Source organism: Pseudoalteromonas sp. JSTW, assembly GCF_013423925.1.
GTDB classification, from domain to species: domain Bacteria; phylum Pseudomonadota; class Gammaproteobacteria; order Enterobacterales; family Alteromonadaceae; genus Pseudoalteromonas; species Pseudoalteromonas lipolytica.
Window position 1 is genome coordinate 808735 of sequence record NZ_CP058972.1, and the last position, 15526, is coordinate 824260.

A 15526-nucleotide genomic window follows, 5' to 3' on the forward strand; every position below is an offset into this window, starting at 1 on the left:
GCACTCCTACACTTGCAGATAACGTATGTTACCGCCTTCGTAGGTTGGGTAGAGCGCAGCGACACCCAACAAAAATTGACAAGATATAAATGTTGCTTAATTTTTAGCTGATAGCTTACTGTGATAGAAGGAATTTTTAAATGAAACTTGAAGATATTCGCCGTGAATATTTACAGGATGGTTTATCTGAAGACATGCTTGATGCATCGCCTATTAAGCAGTTTGAAAAATGGCTTGAGCAGGCTGTGGCAACTAACTTGCCAGATCCGACGGCAATGGTGGTGGCAACGGTTGATGAGCATGGTCAGCCTTCGCAGCGCATCGTTTTGCTAAAGCACCTTGATGAAAACGGCTTCGTGTTTTTTACCAATACGGGCTCACGCAAAGCGCAAGAGCTTAAAGGGAACAACAAAATTTCCTTACACTTTCCTTGGCACCATATGGAGCGTCAAGTAATTGTGTATGGCGAAGCAAAACCATTACCAACCACAGCAGTGGCAAAGTACTTTTTATCGCGTCCTAAGGAAAGCCAGCTTGCAGCTTGGGCGTCTGCGCAAAGTCGCCCTGTCTCGTCTCGTAAAGTGCTAATGGAAACCTTTGCTAAAATGAAGCAGAAGTTTTCTAATGGTGAAATTCCTCTCCCTGATTTTTGGGGAGGGTACTGTGTAGAGCCGACTAAAGTTGAATTTTGGCAAGGCGGTGCACACCGTTTGCATGACCGCTTTATGTATCAGCGCAACGCTGACGGCAGTTGGCAATTCGGTCGTTTAAATCCATAAATGCGTTTTATTGATTCCCATTGTCACCTCGATTTTAGCGAGTTTGATGAGAATCGCGACGCGCTTATCGACGCGTGTCAAAACGCAGGGATCGCGCACTTTGTTGTGCCGGGTATTAGCTTGGCACAATCGACCCAATTGCTTTGCTTTTCAAAATCGTATCCAAGCGTATCAATTGCACTAGGCTTACACCCTTATTTTTTATCACAGCATCAACCTCATCATCTAAGCGAGCTAGAGCAGCTTGCTAAAACCCATGCGAATGAACTTGTTGCGATTGGTGAATGCGGGCTTGATCGCAGTATTGATAATCTTGATAAACAAATTGCGTTATTTGAAGGGCAGATTGAGCTTGCTAACCAATTGGCACTCCCGCTGATAGTTCACCACCGACAAAGCCATGATCTCATTGCGCGTTCATTCAAGCGATGCAAGCCTAAATATGGCGGGGTAATTCATGCATTTTCCGGGTCGCAGCAACAAGCAAACAGCTATATTAAGCAAGGTTTTAAACTCGGGGTGGGTGGGGTGATAAGTTACCCTCGAGCTGAAAAAACACGCCAAGTGATAAGTAATATTGCCCCCCAGCATTTAGTGCTTGAGACCGATGCGCCCTCAATGCCACTTGCAGGCTCTCAAGGGCAAATCAATACGCCACTAAAAATACGAGAGGTGTTTACTCACCTATGTGAGCTAAAAGGTGTCTCGGGTACTGAAAAGCAATTGTTAGCTGATGCGCTTTATGACTCTTGCTCAGCACTTTTTTTGATATAACGATTTACCTGCCAGCGCTTTAATCCTCGGCCTAGTTGCCATGTAAAAATACAGGTAATAACCAACATGAGTAAGACCTGTCTGCCTAAATCATGAAAACTGCTGTGACTGGTTGCAATTGACGCTTGTGTTAAATAAGTGATGGTTACAAAGCCTATCGGACGCTCATCATCGCTTATTACAGGCTCGACAAAGGGGGTTTTGAGTTTACTTATTCCCGGGGTCGAGTCTGGTAAAAGTCCAAATGTGTGGTGGCTTTGCCAGTTATCACTGGCGGCAATTTGGATCCCTTGTTGGTCATAAACGATGGCTGCTAAAACATACTCGTCTTCTGCTATGTTATTACACAGTGCATTTAATGCGGGCTTATTTTTTTCTTCGAGCGGGGTCTGCGCATTAAGCGCCATAAATTTTGTTAGGCTTGTCGCGGTACTGTTAGCACTGTCATAAAGTAGTTGATGGCTTTGAAAGCTACTATTAACGGCAACCCAACTAAGCAACACAAAACAGGCCGCAGCTAGGCTTAATCGCACGATGCGTTGGCGATAAGTAGCCGAAAATGGAGTTTTAAGTTGGTTATTTTTCATAGTCACCGTATACGCTGCTGACAGCTTTTACAATTGATGGTACAACTAAACCAGTATAATAACCTTATTAGTTCATTGATTGCGAGTAGCAAATACACGCACAACAACAGACATAAGTCTAACGTGGAGCCACTATGTCACAGCTTAGCTTAGCTGCTACACCTACAGCAAATTTAACAGGTCAAATAACACTAAATTGCTGGTATAAAATTGAAAATAAACACCTAATTGCGACAGATATTTTACCCAAAGCACACCAAGGCGTACTGAGCGTGGCGTTTGGCGGTGAACTCAGTGCTGACCATTTACTGGCTCTGACAGCGTTTTTAAGCTCGCACGGCTTCACAAATTTAACCGTGTGTTGTTATCAGCCTATTGAATCTATGCCCTCAGCGTGGTGTGTTCATAGCGACTCAACATCACCACTCAGTCCATCCGTATTAACCGCCTTTGCCAATCAGCATGGCTTGCAATTGGTGCAGTTAACGAATCCACCCACCGTGAATGAGCCTGGTTTATTACTCATGGACATGGATTCAACAGCGATTACGATAGAATGTATTGATGAAATTGCACGTTTAGCCGATGTGTATGATGAAGTGGCCGCTGTCACTGCGCAAGCCATGGCTGGGCAGCTTGATTTTGCACAAAGCTTAAAACAGCGTGTTGCAAAGCTTGAAGGCATTGATGTTGATTTAATCGATGATTTAAAATCGCGTTTACCCTTGATGCCTGGTGTGAATGAGCTCTGCCAATACCTTAAAAAGTATGACTGGCATCTTGCCATTGCCTCGGGTGGTTTTGTGCCATTTGCTGAGCAAGTACAATCGCTTATTGGTTTAGATGAAGTACATGCTAATACACTTGAGTTTAAAGATAACCGGCTAACGGGTAAGGTCATAGGCACGATTGTTGATGCAGAAGAAAAAGCGCGAGTGCTTAAGCGAATCGCAGAAAAACTGGCGCTTAATACCCGTCAAACTGTTGCCATGGGTGATGGGGCTAATGACTTAAAAATGATGGCTGCAGCAGGGCTTGGCGTGGCTGTTCATGGAAAACCGAAAGTTGTTGAGCAAGCACAAACAGCCATTAATGAAGGCTCGTTACTTCAAGTCAGTTACTTGCTCACAATTCCATTAGATTACACGCTTTAACCACGTTTTCTTGCGCTTATTCATTTCGATTTTGAGTGTTTCATCAATATCAAAATGCGTAAGCGCTTCATCACTAATATCAATTAAATCACCCACACCTGCCACGGCCCACAGCGCTTCTTCAAGATCTTTCGCTTTATGTAAGGCATACTGACTTATATATTTGAGTTCGTTTGATAAATAATCAATATCAGGGCGCCCTGTACGTGATACATATAAACGAAACACAAACATGAGGTCATTTCTCAGCGCTTTTTTTACAAACAAAGTCTGGGGTTTGTAGTCATCTTCACTAATGCACCGACTCGTAATCGCGTCGCTGATTGAAGGTTGGCGAGGGTCAAAACGAATAAATAAGGTAAAAGCAAGCGGCGGGTCTTGGCGGCTACGATCTTTTATGAGTGGTGTAATGACTTCGGTGATTTGCTGCGTTGATAAAATCCCTTCAATACTGGTGTTTTCGTTTAAGAGCGCAAAGTTTTGCAGTAATACATGTAATGGGCTCGGATATAAACCCTGACCAATTGCACCGGCTTTAAAATGCGCTGCTTCTTTGTGTAAATAAAACGGAAATTGGCAAACACTTTTGGTTACCATATTTCTGAGTGCCGTTGAAAGACCCGGTATTTTAGGCGACTCTTCACACACCCTTAACTTATCTTTATTGTTTTCAATCAGTACCGTAAAGAACTTAATCGCCATATGTGGTAAGTCTGTAATACGGTGAACTTTTAGATTAACCGTGGTGAGTGACTTACTAATCGCCATGACTTCGTAAGCAAGGCTCGATAAATCATGTTTTTTGGTAATTTTTTGTAAATCAGGCAAGCTAATATTAATTATGTCGCCTTTTTTAAACTCAACAGGTTTATCACACTCGATTTGTAATCCCATAACTGACAAGTCGCGGGTATGACCTGTGATAATCTGCTCGTGATGATTTATGGCGATAGCTGTCTTGTACAAATAGCGCTTGTGCGCCCTTAAATTGACATACTCAAGGGCTACGGGCTCAAGGTGTGGCGGTGTTTTATGTTTGCTATGGCCAAATTGTTTTAGTTGATTAACCGCGCTTTTATCAAACGTTAATTGTTTATAAGAGAGCTGCTCATAGGGCGTACCAACGGCCGTTAAGATCAGTAAATATTTAACATCTTTGATCAACCCTTGCACGCGAGGTGAGGGCGGTTTGTTCAACTTTTCAATGTCTTTCCCTGCACTACTGGGCAGTGACAACGGAATATACGAATCTTCAGGGTGACTTGGCATCAATTGCAACTTAAAACATTGCCAGCTGTCTTTTTGACTACCAAACCCTAAAAATAAATTTTTGAGCTGAGGCTGGCTTTCAAGCTCACTACGCGTGGCAGAGTAGTAATACACTTTACCAGCAACAACATGCGTGAAAGTATAAAGGTACTCTTCTTTTACTGCCTCTGGTGAGCTTAATAAGTGGCCTATACGTTGTTGGTTAATAATACTGTATAAGCAAGACAGCTTGCGCTCGTCACAAAAATAACGCTGAATAAAAATATTATTTTCAGTTGTTAAGGCAAGGCTTGGGTATAGCTTGTCACCTTGTAAGCTTAAAAAGGTATAAAGAGAGGTCACACGCGGAATGTAGTATTGTTCATAGCCTTTTGACACAACCGCATCGAGCGTATTGTCTAGGTTAACTTTATAGCGACGCTTATTGCCGTGGATAAAGCTTTCTAAAAACTCATCAAACTTTTCGTTGTTTTCAATAAAGGTGCGTTTTAGGCGAACATGATTGTATTCGCGTGATACTTTTTCAATCGCGACGACTTCGTACTGAATTCCGTTTTTTAAACCTAACTCAAAATCTTGTTCAAGGCCGACTAGGCGCAGGCCTATAAGTTGACCTTTTTTTAACTTATAGCGTGGCGCGAGCTTTATCTTTGCACCACTGAGTGAGATATCAGATGTTGTTGCGGCTACTTTGCTGTCTTTATCAAACTCAACAGTGATTTTGATAGAGTAATTCATCCGCTCTTCACGACGGCTTTCGTAGGAGGCAAATTTTATCACTTTGGCTGATAACTGACTGTCGTTATCGTCTTCAGTAAGAGCTTGTTCGGCCGCTTTCTTTTGCATGACACGATGGTTGTTTTCAGTGTTCATCACCGCTTCATAGACAGCAAGGGTGTAACCGCCATGGCGTTTAATAGCCTGTTCAAACACTTCGATGGCAGTATCGTCCATAAAGTGCTGTTTACCTTCGTATTCGTATGGTTTTACTTGACCCGTTACTTGCCCACGTAAATCAATAAACCGTGCAACAGGCTGAGATAAACGCGACATCTCCATTTTGATCAAGAACTGCTCAGGCTTAGTTAAGCCCGCTGTTTTTGATTTAAACAGTTTGTCGAATTTTGGGGTGCCTAAATACGCCTTTAGCTCTTCAACTAGGCTTTCATATTTAAGCAGAATGTCTTCAGCCATTTATAAAACCATCAACGTCTATTAAAAAAAGTAGGTATACTAGTCGGCAATTACGCAGTAAAAACACAAACAGTAGTCACTTTTTTATTTTATTAATTATTGTTATAAGTATTTGCCAAATAAATGGCAAGCACTGTTAAGTTTTATTTGTAAGCAAAAACTATGCCCTAAAGCGGTTCTTTATTTAACAGTGTGTTGAATAAAGAGCTGGAGTAAGAGGTTTTAGTTACAACGAGTTATCTTTTTGTGATTATAAACTTACTATACATTAATTGTGATAAGTGTCAGTTTTTAATAACAAGTTAGTCACAAATTAGCGACCTAAATAGGTAAGGCCGAATGGCAAAATCAGCAAAAATCGAATTTGTCTGCACAGAGTGCGGCATGAACTATCAGCGCTGGCAAGGACAGTGTAAGTGCGGTGCATGGAACACGCTAGCAGAATTTAAGCCCTCAGCCGGACAGTCAAAACAAGCGGCAAGCCGTGCCGTGGTTGCAGGCTACGCAGGCGGTGTTGGCGGCGGCTCAAAAAAAATTAATGAAGTCGAAACCGCCGAAGCAGAAAAACGCTTAACCGACATTGGTGAGTTAGACCGTGTATTAAGTGGCGGTGTGACCACCGGTTCCGTAAATATTATTTCGGGCGATCCAGGGGCTGGAAAAACGACATTATTGTCAGATTTAATTGCTCGCATGTCGAAAGTGATGCCGTCACTTTATTGTACGGCAGAAGAGTCATTATCGCAGTTTAAAAACCGTGTAAACCGACTGCGTTTAGATTATAACCCTGATGAGCTTTATTTACTGTCAGAAACCAGCGTTGAAGCAATTATTGAAGAGCTTGATAAGAACAAGATTAAGTTTGCGGTGATCGATTCAATTCAAGCGGTTGTGACAGAAGCCGCTAATGGCAGCCCAGGCTCTCCTTCACAAGTTAAAAGTGCAGCACAAGCACTCACTCAATATTGTAAGCAAAATGACGTCACCATGTTCATTATTGCTCACGTAAATAAAAACAACGAAATCGCAGGCCCGCAAACCTTAGTGCATATTGTTGATGCGCTGCTGCATATTGATACCAACGATGGGCAAATTCGTACCTTACGTGCCAATAAAAACCGTTTTGGCGATATTGATACCGTCGGTATTTTTAGAATGTGTGAGCGCGGTATGCTCAGTGTTGACAACCCAAGCGAAATATTTTTATCGGGGTCAAGCACCGAATCGCCGGGATCGGCTATTACATGTATTCGTAAAGGTAATCGTAATTTATTGTTAGAGATTCAGTGCTTAACCACAGAAACCGAGGCTGAGTTTCCGCAACGAGTGTGTGTTGGCTTAAATATGAATCGTATCAAAATGCTCACAGGGATTTTGCGTAAACACACCAAGACTAAAATCTTTCATGACACGTTTTTTAATATTGTCGGTGGCCTAAAAATTGATGAGTCTGAAACCTGTATCGACTTAGCATTAGTTACGGCATTGTTGAGTAGTTTGAATGAATTTGTTGTGCCAAGAACCACCTGTATTATGGGCGAATTAAGCTTAAATGGTGACGTTAGGCCCATCGACAGTGGGGTGCCGCGAGTAAAAGAAGCCGCTCAGCATGGTTTCACTGAAATTTTTATTCCATATCGTAACTACCATAAATCAATGGAAGGATTGGGCGCAAAAATTACACCTGTTAAAACAGTGCATGAGTTACTGTCTTTAATAAACTAGTTGTAATTTGATAGACTATAAAAAACACCAATCAAAGGAAATAAAATGAAAAAGTTAGTAATTGCAGCCGTTGTTGCTGCAGCTGTAGGTGGCGTCGTTTACGCAAACTATACAGCAACACAGGAAGTGAAAAAGGTTGTTGATAAGCAACTAAGCGCTTTATCAAGCCAAAGTGGTGTAGATATCACTTACAGCGATATTTCAGCAAGCGTGTTCAGTAGCAGCATGCAGTTGTCTGGTATAAATGTGCAAAGCATTGAAGGCGATGAAACCATTGCCACTATCGACAATATTGAAGTGACGGGTTACGAAGTTGATGCGATCCCACCCCACACGGGCTTCGTGATGACAAATTTCCGCTTTAGTGATGAGTTTTTATCGCAACTTCCAGACAGTGCGAATAATAAGCTTGCCGCAACGAGTTACAACGTGAATTCATCGCTTGATTACAACAAAGAGTCAGGTGATAGCAAGTTTGCGCTTAACGTGAAGGCAAACGAAGTGGCTGATGTACGTTTTAATCTTGGTTTAGCAAATTCAACGGCGTTGATGGAAGCATCTTTATCAATCAGCCAAGCACAAAATGCTGCGAATGGGGCTGAGCTCACTTTAGAGCAACAACTACAGCAACAATCAAAAATGATGGCGGCAATGAGCCAATTAGAGCCGCGCAGTATCGAGCTTGAAATCAACGACGACGGTGAACTTAAAACTGTTGTCGAAAGCTTCTTAAAAGCGCAAGGCATGACACTTGATGACTTTGAGCAAGTTGTGGCAATGCAATTACAACAAGCTCCTGTAAGTGCGGAGTTAGACACTGCGATTAAAAACTTTGCCAGTGGTTTATCAAAATTGTCTTTATCGGCACGCCTACCTGAAGGCAAGTCGATGATGCAAATCAACCAGCAAATCATGATGCTGGTTGGTCAGCCTGAAGAGCTTGCGAAATTTATTAATTTAAAAGCCAGTGGTGAATAACCCGCTGACCGCAGCCGTGCGTTAGCTGCAATAACCTTAAAGTGTTCAACTCTCTAGTTTACTCACTTTAAGGTTATTTTTTACATGCCTTACACCCTGACTGTGTTCTAAGAACTTTTGTGCCAGCGCACGTTGAAACCCCGTTTCCGTTGAACCTAATAATTCAATCGTATCGCCACTTACAATAACCTGTAAGTTTTCAATTTTAAAATTGCGGTTATTCGTTAGTTTCTTTAAAGCCACTTGCTGTAATCGCGGTTGCGCCGAAGTACTGGTTGTTAAAACATGGGTGTTGGCACTGGCTTGTGTGGCGCAAGCCAATAAAAAAAGACAGCTAAATAAGGTTACGACAACAGATAATTTGAAACGGCTCATACAATTCCCTCGCAATAATGACAGATTGAACTCTGTATGAACAATTACAAATTCTGTTCCAATTTTAGTTTGTTGATTTTTATAGGTTTTATTTTTTTGAAGAAACTGTATGTGAAGTAATTACACATAGTTCAGTAAAAAAGACACGGCAAATAACAGCGATAAAAATGCCGAGACAGGCTCGGCATTTTTATTAACAAGGCTTATTAAGCACGCACTACTTTTTCTTTTTTGGTTTTGCCTTTTTCTTCGCTTTGATCTTTGCTGGATCTTTTTTCTTTTTAGAAGGGATTTTTGCTTCTTTGTGTTGCGGCTCTATCCCTTTGATTACTCGACGCTTTAGTTTTTGTTCGATGTAACGCTCAACTTTGCCTAAAATGGCAACGTCATGCGCTTCGATAAATGAAATCGCGATTCCTTTTTTGCCTGCACGACCAGTACGTCCAATACGGTGAACGTATATGTCTGCGGTGCGAGGCATATCAAAGTTAATCACATGGCTGATATCTGCCACGTCAATACCACGGGCAGCCACATCGGTTGCTACCAATATTTTATTGCGGCCAGAATGGAAGTTCTCCATTGCTTTCATGCGTTTATCTTGTGGCATTTCACCACGTAACCAAGCAACGCGCAGTCCTTCGTTATTTAACGCACCAATTAATGATTCTAGGCGTTCACGGGTCTTAACGAACACTATCGCTTTATGGATATCATCGCCGTTTAAGATATCGACTAACATTTTAAGCTTATGGTTGTAGTCGTCGGCTAAGTGAACCCACTGGTGGATCTTTGCTTTTTCTTTACGCGACGATTCTGCTTCTAGTAGCGCAGGATCATTTAAAATACGCTCAGCGAAAAGCTCAACACTGTCACCTTCAAGTGTGGCTGAAAATAGAAAACATTGACGACGATTTCTGGCTTCATCACAAATACGCAGCATTTCTTTACGAAAGCCCATATCGAGCATGCGGTCGGCTTCGTCTAAAATAAGCATTTCGACATTTTCAGCATGGAAGTTCTCGGTTTCGAGGTATTCCATTAAGCGCCCAGGTGTCGCGATAAGAATGTCGTTATTGTTCTCAAAAATTTCTTTGTGCGTTCCATAGTTAATGCCGCCCGTCACAACACCTATTTTAAGGTGTGTTTGCTCAGCAAGCTGTTCACAATGCTCATGGATTTGATAAGCAAGCTCGCGAGTAGGAGTCATGATAAGTACGCGGGCAAAACCAGGGTCACGACGAGGGAAATCAAGCAAGTATTGAATAGCTGGGATCAAAAACGCGGCTGTTTTACCGGTACCTGTGGGTGCAGATGCCAAAATATCGCGCCCTTGTAATGCTTCAGGGATCGCTTGTTGTTGAATGCTGGTTGGCGTATCAAAACCCATTTTATTAATGGCATTTAACAGTTTGTTATCGATATCAAATTCAGAAAATTGCATAGAGTGACATAAATAGAGGACAATTGGCGTTAATTATACGCGCTATCCAGCTGTTGGTGAATGAAAAGGTGAAAAAATGTCAGGTTTTGTGTTTAAACAGTTTTCGATAGGGCAAACTCACACTGCAATGAAAGTTTCAACAGATGGGATTTTGTTGGGGGCATGGGCACATGTAAGCGATGCTGCACGAATTGTTGATATTGGCACAGGCACCGGGTTGCTTGCTTTAATGGCAAAACAACGTGCGCCGAAGGCGGTTGTTAACGCTATCGAAATAGAGGTTAACGCGTGTATTGATGCTCGCGCTAATTTTGCTAATAGCCCTTGGCCTGACATTATGCTTTATCAAGGGGCTGTGCAGTCTTTTAAAGCAGCAACCCCCTTTGATGCAATTATCACTAATCCACCTTATTTCAATGCCAGCCTTAAAGGCGATAATGCAGCACGCAATACAGCGCGCCACACCGATGGATTGAGTTTTAGCGAATTAATCAAAGCGTGTAGTGCGCTGAGTCATGCACATACTCTGCTCAATGTGATACTGCCTTGTCCTGAGGCCGAGCAATTTATTGCCATTGCAGAGCAAGAAGGCTGGTATTTAAACCACCTGTGTTTAGTTAAAACAACCGAGAAAAAAGCACCCAGTCGCAGTTTAATGTTATTTAGTCAGGTTGCAGCCCCTTTAACGACAACACATTTAACGATTCATGCAAACAGTGGCGCGTACAGTGCTGAATATAGTGCGCTATGCAAGGACTTTTATTTGAAAATGTGACGCATACCAGCCATTAATAGTCCGTTATCACTTTACTCTAAAAGGTCGTATTTGCTATTCACTGATGCTCGATTGTAGGCCATCTTCGCTTACTAATAATGTATAAGAGTGTCCATATGAGGCATGACAAATGGCAACTGATTCATCAACACGCTTACCTTCATCATTCAGTCGAGAGACTTTAATATCATCTGCGCAGTCATCAGTGTGATACCACGTACTTAATTGATTTTGATATAGGTTAACTATTTGATTCTCTATTTTTAAGCGAATGTTTTCGGTGGCAAGAAAGCGGACCGCAAAAAAGCCCTCTTTGTTACTTTGAGTCTGTTTTATGAGCGTTAAACGCAGCTTTTCTCCACTTTGCCAGGCGACAAAATGGTAAGGCTGGTCGTTGTCCACTTGATACATTTGCTCTGCGAAGTTGCTCGCTTCACTGTGATCTTCTACATAAAATGAAATACGGCGTCGTTCATTGTGAAGGTGTGTTATATCAACAGGTAATGAACCTGATGTGAGCGTGTCTACATAATATTGCGCATCACTGACTTCTCTTGCGTTACCAAACAGGTCGGTATTTGCCATGGAGTAGTCAACCTCTAAGGCGGTGGTGTTTATCAGTGTATACTTGTTCTCATACATCTGGTTGCCAAAATCATGACTTTCCTCGACTTCTAACTCATCACACCCTACAAGCAGCGTTGTTGCAAAGAGTAAAAATAGCGCATTTTTCATTGTTTATCCTTTTACTAATGAAGCTGCCGTATGGTTCCAATTCGCAAAAAATGCTTAATTATTTTGAGGGATTAAACCGGTTGCGACCTGTGTTAAAGATTGCTGATTTACGACTGCATGGATGCAGAGCAATGCAGGAGCAATCTAGGAGCAGTTACCGAGAGCAACTAAATAACGAAACCTTTGCCTTGTTTTCAACGAGGTTTTATCGCCCCAAAATAGCGCACTTAATTAAGCGAATTGGTATGGCATATTTATGCGTTGATTGTACCTCTATTTTACACTTAATTGCACGGGGGGTTGCAGCTGCATTACTTCATCAAGTTGAATTTGTTGAACATGCTCAAGCTCAAGTAAGGTGTCTAAGACTGCTTTTGTGTGCTGTTTTTCTATTTCAGCACTGCAAAAATCAATGATACTAAAACGGCGTTTTATCAATAAGCCATCGATATCAGGTAAAGGGTCTTTGGTTTCAATTAGCACGCGTGTGGCAGGGCAGGGGTCGGCATACCCAGAGCGCATTAATTTGTTTAAGTTAAATAAATTATCGTCGAGTTTACCAAGCTCTACGGCGGTTTTAGCGCTATGCGGAATAAATAATGACTCACCAAAGCGGTTTGTTTTAATCTCGCCATCTGCTTTAATTGGGGTGACTTGATTATTGTCGAAGCTGACAATATCTCCGGTAAGTAACGTATATTGACTCATTGTGTTCCCTCGCAATGTGTTGTCTTTTTCTGATCATAGCAAAATGGTGTGTTTTACCAAGCCCTGATATAGTAATAAGGCCTTAAATTTTATGCGAGTATTTTATGTTACGACTCACAATCGCTTTATCAGCCCTTTTATTTTCTCAATTAAGCGTCGCTGCAATGAGCCCTGTCGGGCTTTGGAAAACCATTGACGAAGAAACCAATGAAGCTAAATCTTTGGTACGCATTCGTGAGCAAAACGGTGTACTTATTGGTGAAGTTGAAAAAATTCTTAACCCAGCCAAACAAGATGCAATATGTGATGCATGTAAAGGCGATAAAAAAAATAAGCCAATTTTGGGAATGGCCATTATCGATGGCGCGAAAGAAGCGGGCGATGGCAGTTGGCAAGACGGTGAAATTCTTGACCCTAATAATGGCAAAACCTACACCTTAAAGCTCACCCCTAAAGAACAGGGAAAAGTGCTTGAAGTACGCGGTTATATCGCCTTTTTCTACCGCAACCAATACTGGCAGCGTGTTGAATAGCCTGACATTAAAACGCCAAGCAATGCTTGGCGTTTTAATAAATAAATGGGTTATGCAGCAATTCACTTAATTAGGGAGTGAATATTACAGGGTCTCGCTGTATTCAGTCATCACTTGCTCAACCCAATTAGCAATACGTTCATCGCTGAGTTCATATTGGCTGTCTTCATCAAGTGCCAATCCAACAAAGTGTTTACCCTCATTTGTGAGAGCTTTTGACGCTTCAAATTCATAGCTTTCATCGTTAGGCCATAGACCTAAGAAGGTAATATCTTGATGGCAAATTTCGTCGTGTAGCATACCCAAAGCATCTTGAAACCACTGGCCATAACCTTGCTGATCGCCCATGCCAAAAAGGGCCACGGTTTTACCGTTTAGATTCACCTCTTTGATGTCGTCCCAAATTGATTCCCAATCTTCTTGTAACTCACCAAAGTCCCACGTTGAAATGCCGAAGATAACGAAATCGAATTGTTCTGCATTTTTTAATGGCTCATCTTTGATATTGTGTAAGCTGACAACATCTTGCCCGATAATATCGCGAATTTTCTCTGCCGCTATTTCTGTATAGCAAGTAGTAGAACCATAAAATAAACCAATCTGCATCGTATTTATCACCGTCTATTTGCTTGATATGATAGTTACTCAAGCTGCTTTTAGTATCTATCTTCCTGTAGTTTGATACTATTTTACCGTAAGGCTTTTTTAATTGATACCTTGATAAGGATGACAATACGCGTGGCTGAAAATAATTTCACAGCTGAAAAAGTAGCAATAACGTCAAACAATGCCGAACATTTAGAGCTGTTTTTAGATATTTTGTACCTTGAGCAAGGGGTCAGTGAAAACACATTGATGGCATATCGCAGCGATCTTGATAAGTTTTGTCAGTTTTTAAAAGACAAAGATCTACTGGCTGTCAGCAGTGAAGATATTGAAGCATACTTGGCATACCGAGTTGATTTAGGGCTTAAATCACGCAGCACTGCGCGCAGCATCAGTGCGCTTAAACGTTTTTACCAATACTTTGTACGTGAAAAAGCCATTGCTGATTCGCCAATGCTGAATATTGCACAGCCAAAAGCAGGGCAGTCATTACCCAAAACTCTGTCTGAGGCTGAGGTTGAAGCACTACTCGCTGCGCCTAATATTGAAGAGCCTATGGGGCTGCGCGATAAAGCGATGTTGGAGCTTTTATACGCAACGGGTCTGCGCGTCACTGAGCTGGTAGGGCTTAGGATGGAGCAAATTAACTTGCGCCAAGCAGTTGTGTTCGTCAAAGGTAAGGGAAATAAAGAGCGTTTAGTGCCGCTTGGTGAAGAAGCGATGTATTGGCTTGAGCGCTTTTTAAAAGTTGGCCGCGCGCAGATGATCAAGCATGCAACTGACTTTGTGTTCCCATCTAAGAGAGGGATTGGCATGACGCGACAAACTTTTTGGCATCGTATCAAACACTATGCTATTTTGGCATCAGTTGAATCGCCGTTATCACCGCATACGCTTCGACATGCGTTTGCAACGCATTTGCTGAATCATGGGGCTGATCTTCGTGTCGTGCAAATGATGTTAGGTCACAGTGACTTATCAACAACACAGATTTATACCCATGTAGCGAATGAGAGATTGAAGTCGGTACACGAGCAACATCATCCACGTGCTTAGTGCAAGATTTTTAAAGATGTACCGGTCTATATAATAAATGATCAGGATATAGGATAGTTATGAAAAAGTTAGTTTTAGCCACGGCACTGCTTGGTACGAGTTTAAGTGTGTTTGCAAATGGTGTGTCGACCACCGACGCTGCAGATGCGCCAATTATTGCTAAATTTGCTGAGTTAGGTGTTACGGTTAAAAAAGTAAACCCAAGCCCTGTTGCTGGCCTTAAAGAGCTAATTACTGACAAGGGGGTACTTTACGCAAGCCCTGACGGTCAATTTTTAATGCAAGGTACACTGATTGATCTTCAAAATCGTGTCAATCTCACTGAGCACGCATTAAGTGATGTACGTAAGGCGGGTGTGGCTGAATACGAAGATTCAATGATTGTTTATAAAGCAAAAAATGAAAAACATTCAATTACTGTATTCACCGATATTACATGCGGTTACTGTCGTAAATTACACCGCGAATTAGACGATTTCTTAGAAGCGGGCATCACCGTAAAATACCTAGCTTTCCCTCGTGGCGGTTTACGCGGTAAAGGTTACGAAGACTTAATGAATGTGTGGTGTGCAAAAGACCCAGCAGAAGCACTAACTGAAGCCAAAGCCGGTGCAGAGGTTGCCAAGGTAGAAGGATGCAGTGCCCCTATTGCTGAGCATTATCAATTAGGCCAAAGCTTTGGTATGTCGGGTACACCTGCAATTATTTTAGAAGATGGAACGATGATCCCAGGTTATCAATCAGCAGCACAAATTAGCCAAGCGCTTGATGCCTTACCAAAAACATCTTCATAATCTTTTTATAAATAGGCCTACCTTAGGTAGGCCTTTTATT

16 protein-coding genes are annotated in these 15526 nt (G+C 41.9%); 9 read left to right on the top strand and 7 right to left on the bottom strand.

Going from position 1 to position 15526, the window contains the following annotated elements:
* Positions 1-140: 140 nt before the first annotated feature.
* Both pdxH and GZH31_RS03780 read left to right on the top strand, forming a co-directional pair.
* Positions 141-779, top strand: coding sequence for a pyridoxamine 5'-phosphate oxidase (gene pdxH, locus GZH31_RS03775; protein ID WP_036970594.1), 639 nt, complete (start codon positions 141-143; stop codon positions 777-779).
* A complete protein-coding gene (locus GZH31_RS03780) occupies positions 780-1553 on the top strand; it encodes a TatD family hydrolase (RefSeq protein ID WP_036970590.1) in 774 nt (257 codons plus the stop codon).
* On the opposite strand, the gene GZH31_RS03785 is transcribed toward GZH31_RS03780, so the two are convergent.
* Positions 1520-2140, bottom strand: a complete 621-nt coding sequence (locus GZH31_RS03785; RefSeq protein WP_036970587.1) for an AhpA/YtjB family protein — start codon at positions 2138-2140, stop codon at positions 1520-1522. The genes GZH31_RS03780 and GZH31_RS03785 overlap by 34 nt on opposite strands.
* A gap of 134 nt (positions 2141-2274) precedes the next feature.
* Between GZH31_RS03785 and serB the strand changes: the two genes are divergently transcribed.
* A complete protein-coding gene (serB, locus tag GZH31_RS03790) occupies positions 2275-3294 on the top strand; it encodes a phosphoserine phosphatase SerB (RefSeq protein ID WP_036970584.1) in 1020 nt (339 codons plus the stop codon).
* On the opposite strand, the gene GZH31_RS03795 is transcribed toward serB, so the two are convergent.
* Positions 3277-5757 (bottom strand): PilZ domain-containing protein, encoded by a 2481-nt coding sequence (locus tag GZH31_RS03795; protein ID WP_036970583.1) that lies wholly within the window; start codon positions 5755-5757, stop codon positions 3277-3279. The genes serB and GZH31_RS03795 overlap by 18 nt on opposite strands.
* 339 nt (positions 5758-6096) lie before the next feature.
* Here GZH31_RS03795 and radA point away from each other — a divergent pair, with 339 nt between their 5' ends.
* Entirely contained in the window at positions 6097-7482 is a 1386-nt protein-coding gene (gene radA / locus GZH31_RS03800; protein WP_036970582.1) for a DNA repair protein RadA, read from the top strand.
* A gap of 45 nt (positions 7483-7527) precedes the next feature.
* A complete protein-coding gene (locus GZH31_RS03805) occupies positions 7528-8460 on the top strand; it encodes a hypothetical protein (protein WP_180311391.1) in 933 nt (310 codons plus the stop codon).
* A 45-nt stretch (positions 8461-8505) separates the two neighbouring features.
* On the opposite strand, the gene GZH31_RS03810 is transcribed toward GZH31_RS03805, so the two are convergent.
* Positions 8506-8835 (bottom strand): BON domain-containing protein, encoded by a 330-nt coding sequence (locus GZH31_RS03810; RefSeq protein ID WP_180311392.1) that lies wholly within the window; start codon positions 8833-8835, stop codon positions 8506-8508.
* 217 nt (positions 8836-9052) lie between these two features.
* Positions 9053-10279: an ATP-dependent RNA helicase SrmB gene (srmB, locus tag GZH31_RS03815; RefSeq protein ID WP_036970576.1), complete on the bottom strand. Its 1227-nt coding sequence runs from the start codon at positions 10277-10279 to the stop codon at positions 9053-9055.
* A gap of 76 nt (positions 10280-10355) precedes the next feature.
* Here srmB and GZH31_RS03820 point away from each other — a divergent pair, with 76 nt between their 5' ends.
* On the top strand, positions 10356-11054 hold the full coding sequence (locus tag GZH31_RS03820) for a tRNA1(Val) (adenine(37)-N6)-methyltransferase (protein WP_118844054.1): 699 nt from the start codon (positions 10356-10358) through the stop codon (positions 11052-11054).
* 54 nt (positions 11055-11108) lie between these two features.
* Here GZH31_RS03820 and GZH31_RS03825 read toward each other — a convergent pair whose 3' ends face one another.
* Together GZH31_RS03825 and GZH31_RS03830 are read right to left on the bottom strand one after the other, a co-directional pair.
* Positions 11109-11789, bottom strand: a complete 681-nt coding sequence (locus GZH31_RS03825; protein ID WP_180311393.1) for a hypothetical protein — start codon at positions 11787-11789, stop codon at positions 11109-11111.
* A 273-nt stretch (positions 11790-12062) separates the two neighbouring features.
* Positions 12063-12497, bottom strand: a complete 435-nt coding sequence (locus GZH31_RS03830; protein ID WP_180311394.1) for a hypothetical protein — start codon at positions 12495-12497, stop codon at positions 12063-12065.
* Between the two features lie 104 nt (positions 12498-12601).
* Here GZH31_RS03830 and GZH31_RS03835 point away from each other — a divergent pair, with 104 nt between their 5' ends.
* Positions 12602-13030, top strand: coding sequence for a DUF2147 domain-containing protein (locus tag GZH31_RS03835; protein ID WP_036970567.1), 429 nt, complete (start codon positions 12602-12604; stop codon positions 13028-13030).
* Between the two features lie 84 nt (positions 13031-13114).
* Here the strand turns inward: GZH31_RS03835 and fldB are convergent, their stop codons facing one another.
* The gene (fldB, locus tag GZH31_RS03840; protein WP_036970565.1) at positions 13115-13636 is read right to left on the bottom strand and encodes a flavodoxin FldB; all 522 of its coding nucleotides are present in this window, start codon (positions 13634-13636) and stop codon (positions 13115-13117) included.
* Between the two features lie 168 nt (positions 13637-13804).
* Here fldB and xerD point away from each other — a divergent pair, with 168 nt between their 5' ends.
* Together xerD and dsbC are read left to right on the top strand one after the other, a co-directional pair.
* Positions 13805-14692, top strand: coding sequence for a site-specific tyrosine recombinase XerD (gene xerD, locus GZH31_RS03845; RefSeq protein WP_371915641.1), 888 nt, complete (start codon positions 13805-13807; stop codon positions 14690-14692).
* A gap of 59 nt (positions 14693-14751) precedes the next feature.
* Positions 14752-15486, top strand: coding sequence for a bifunctional protein-disulfide isomerase/oxidoreductase DsbC (gene dsbC, locus GZH31_RS03850; protein ID WP_036970561.1), 735 nt, complete (start codon positions 14752-14754; stop codon positions 15484-15486).
* The last annotated feature ends 40 nt before the right edge of the window (positions 15487-15526 follow it).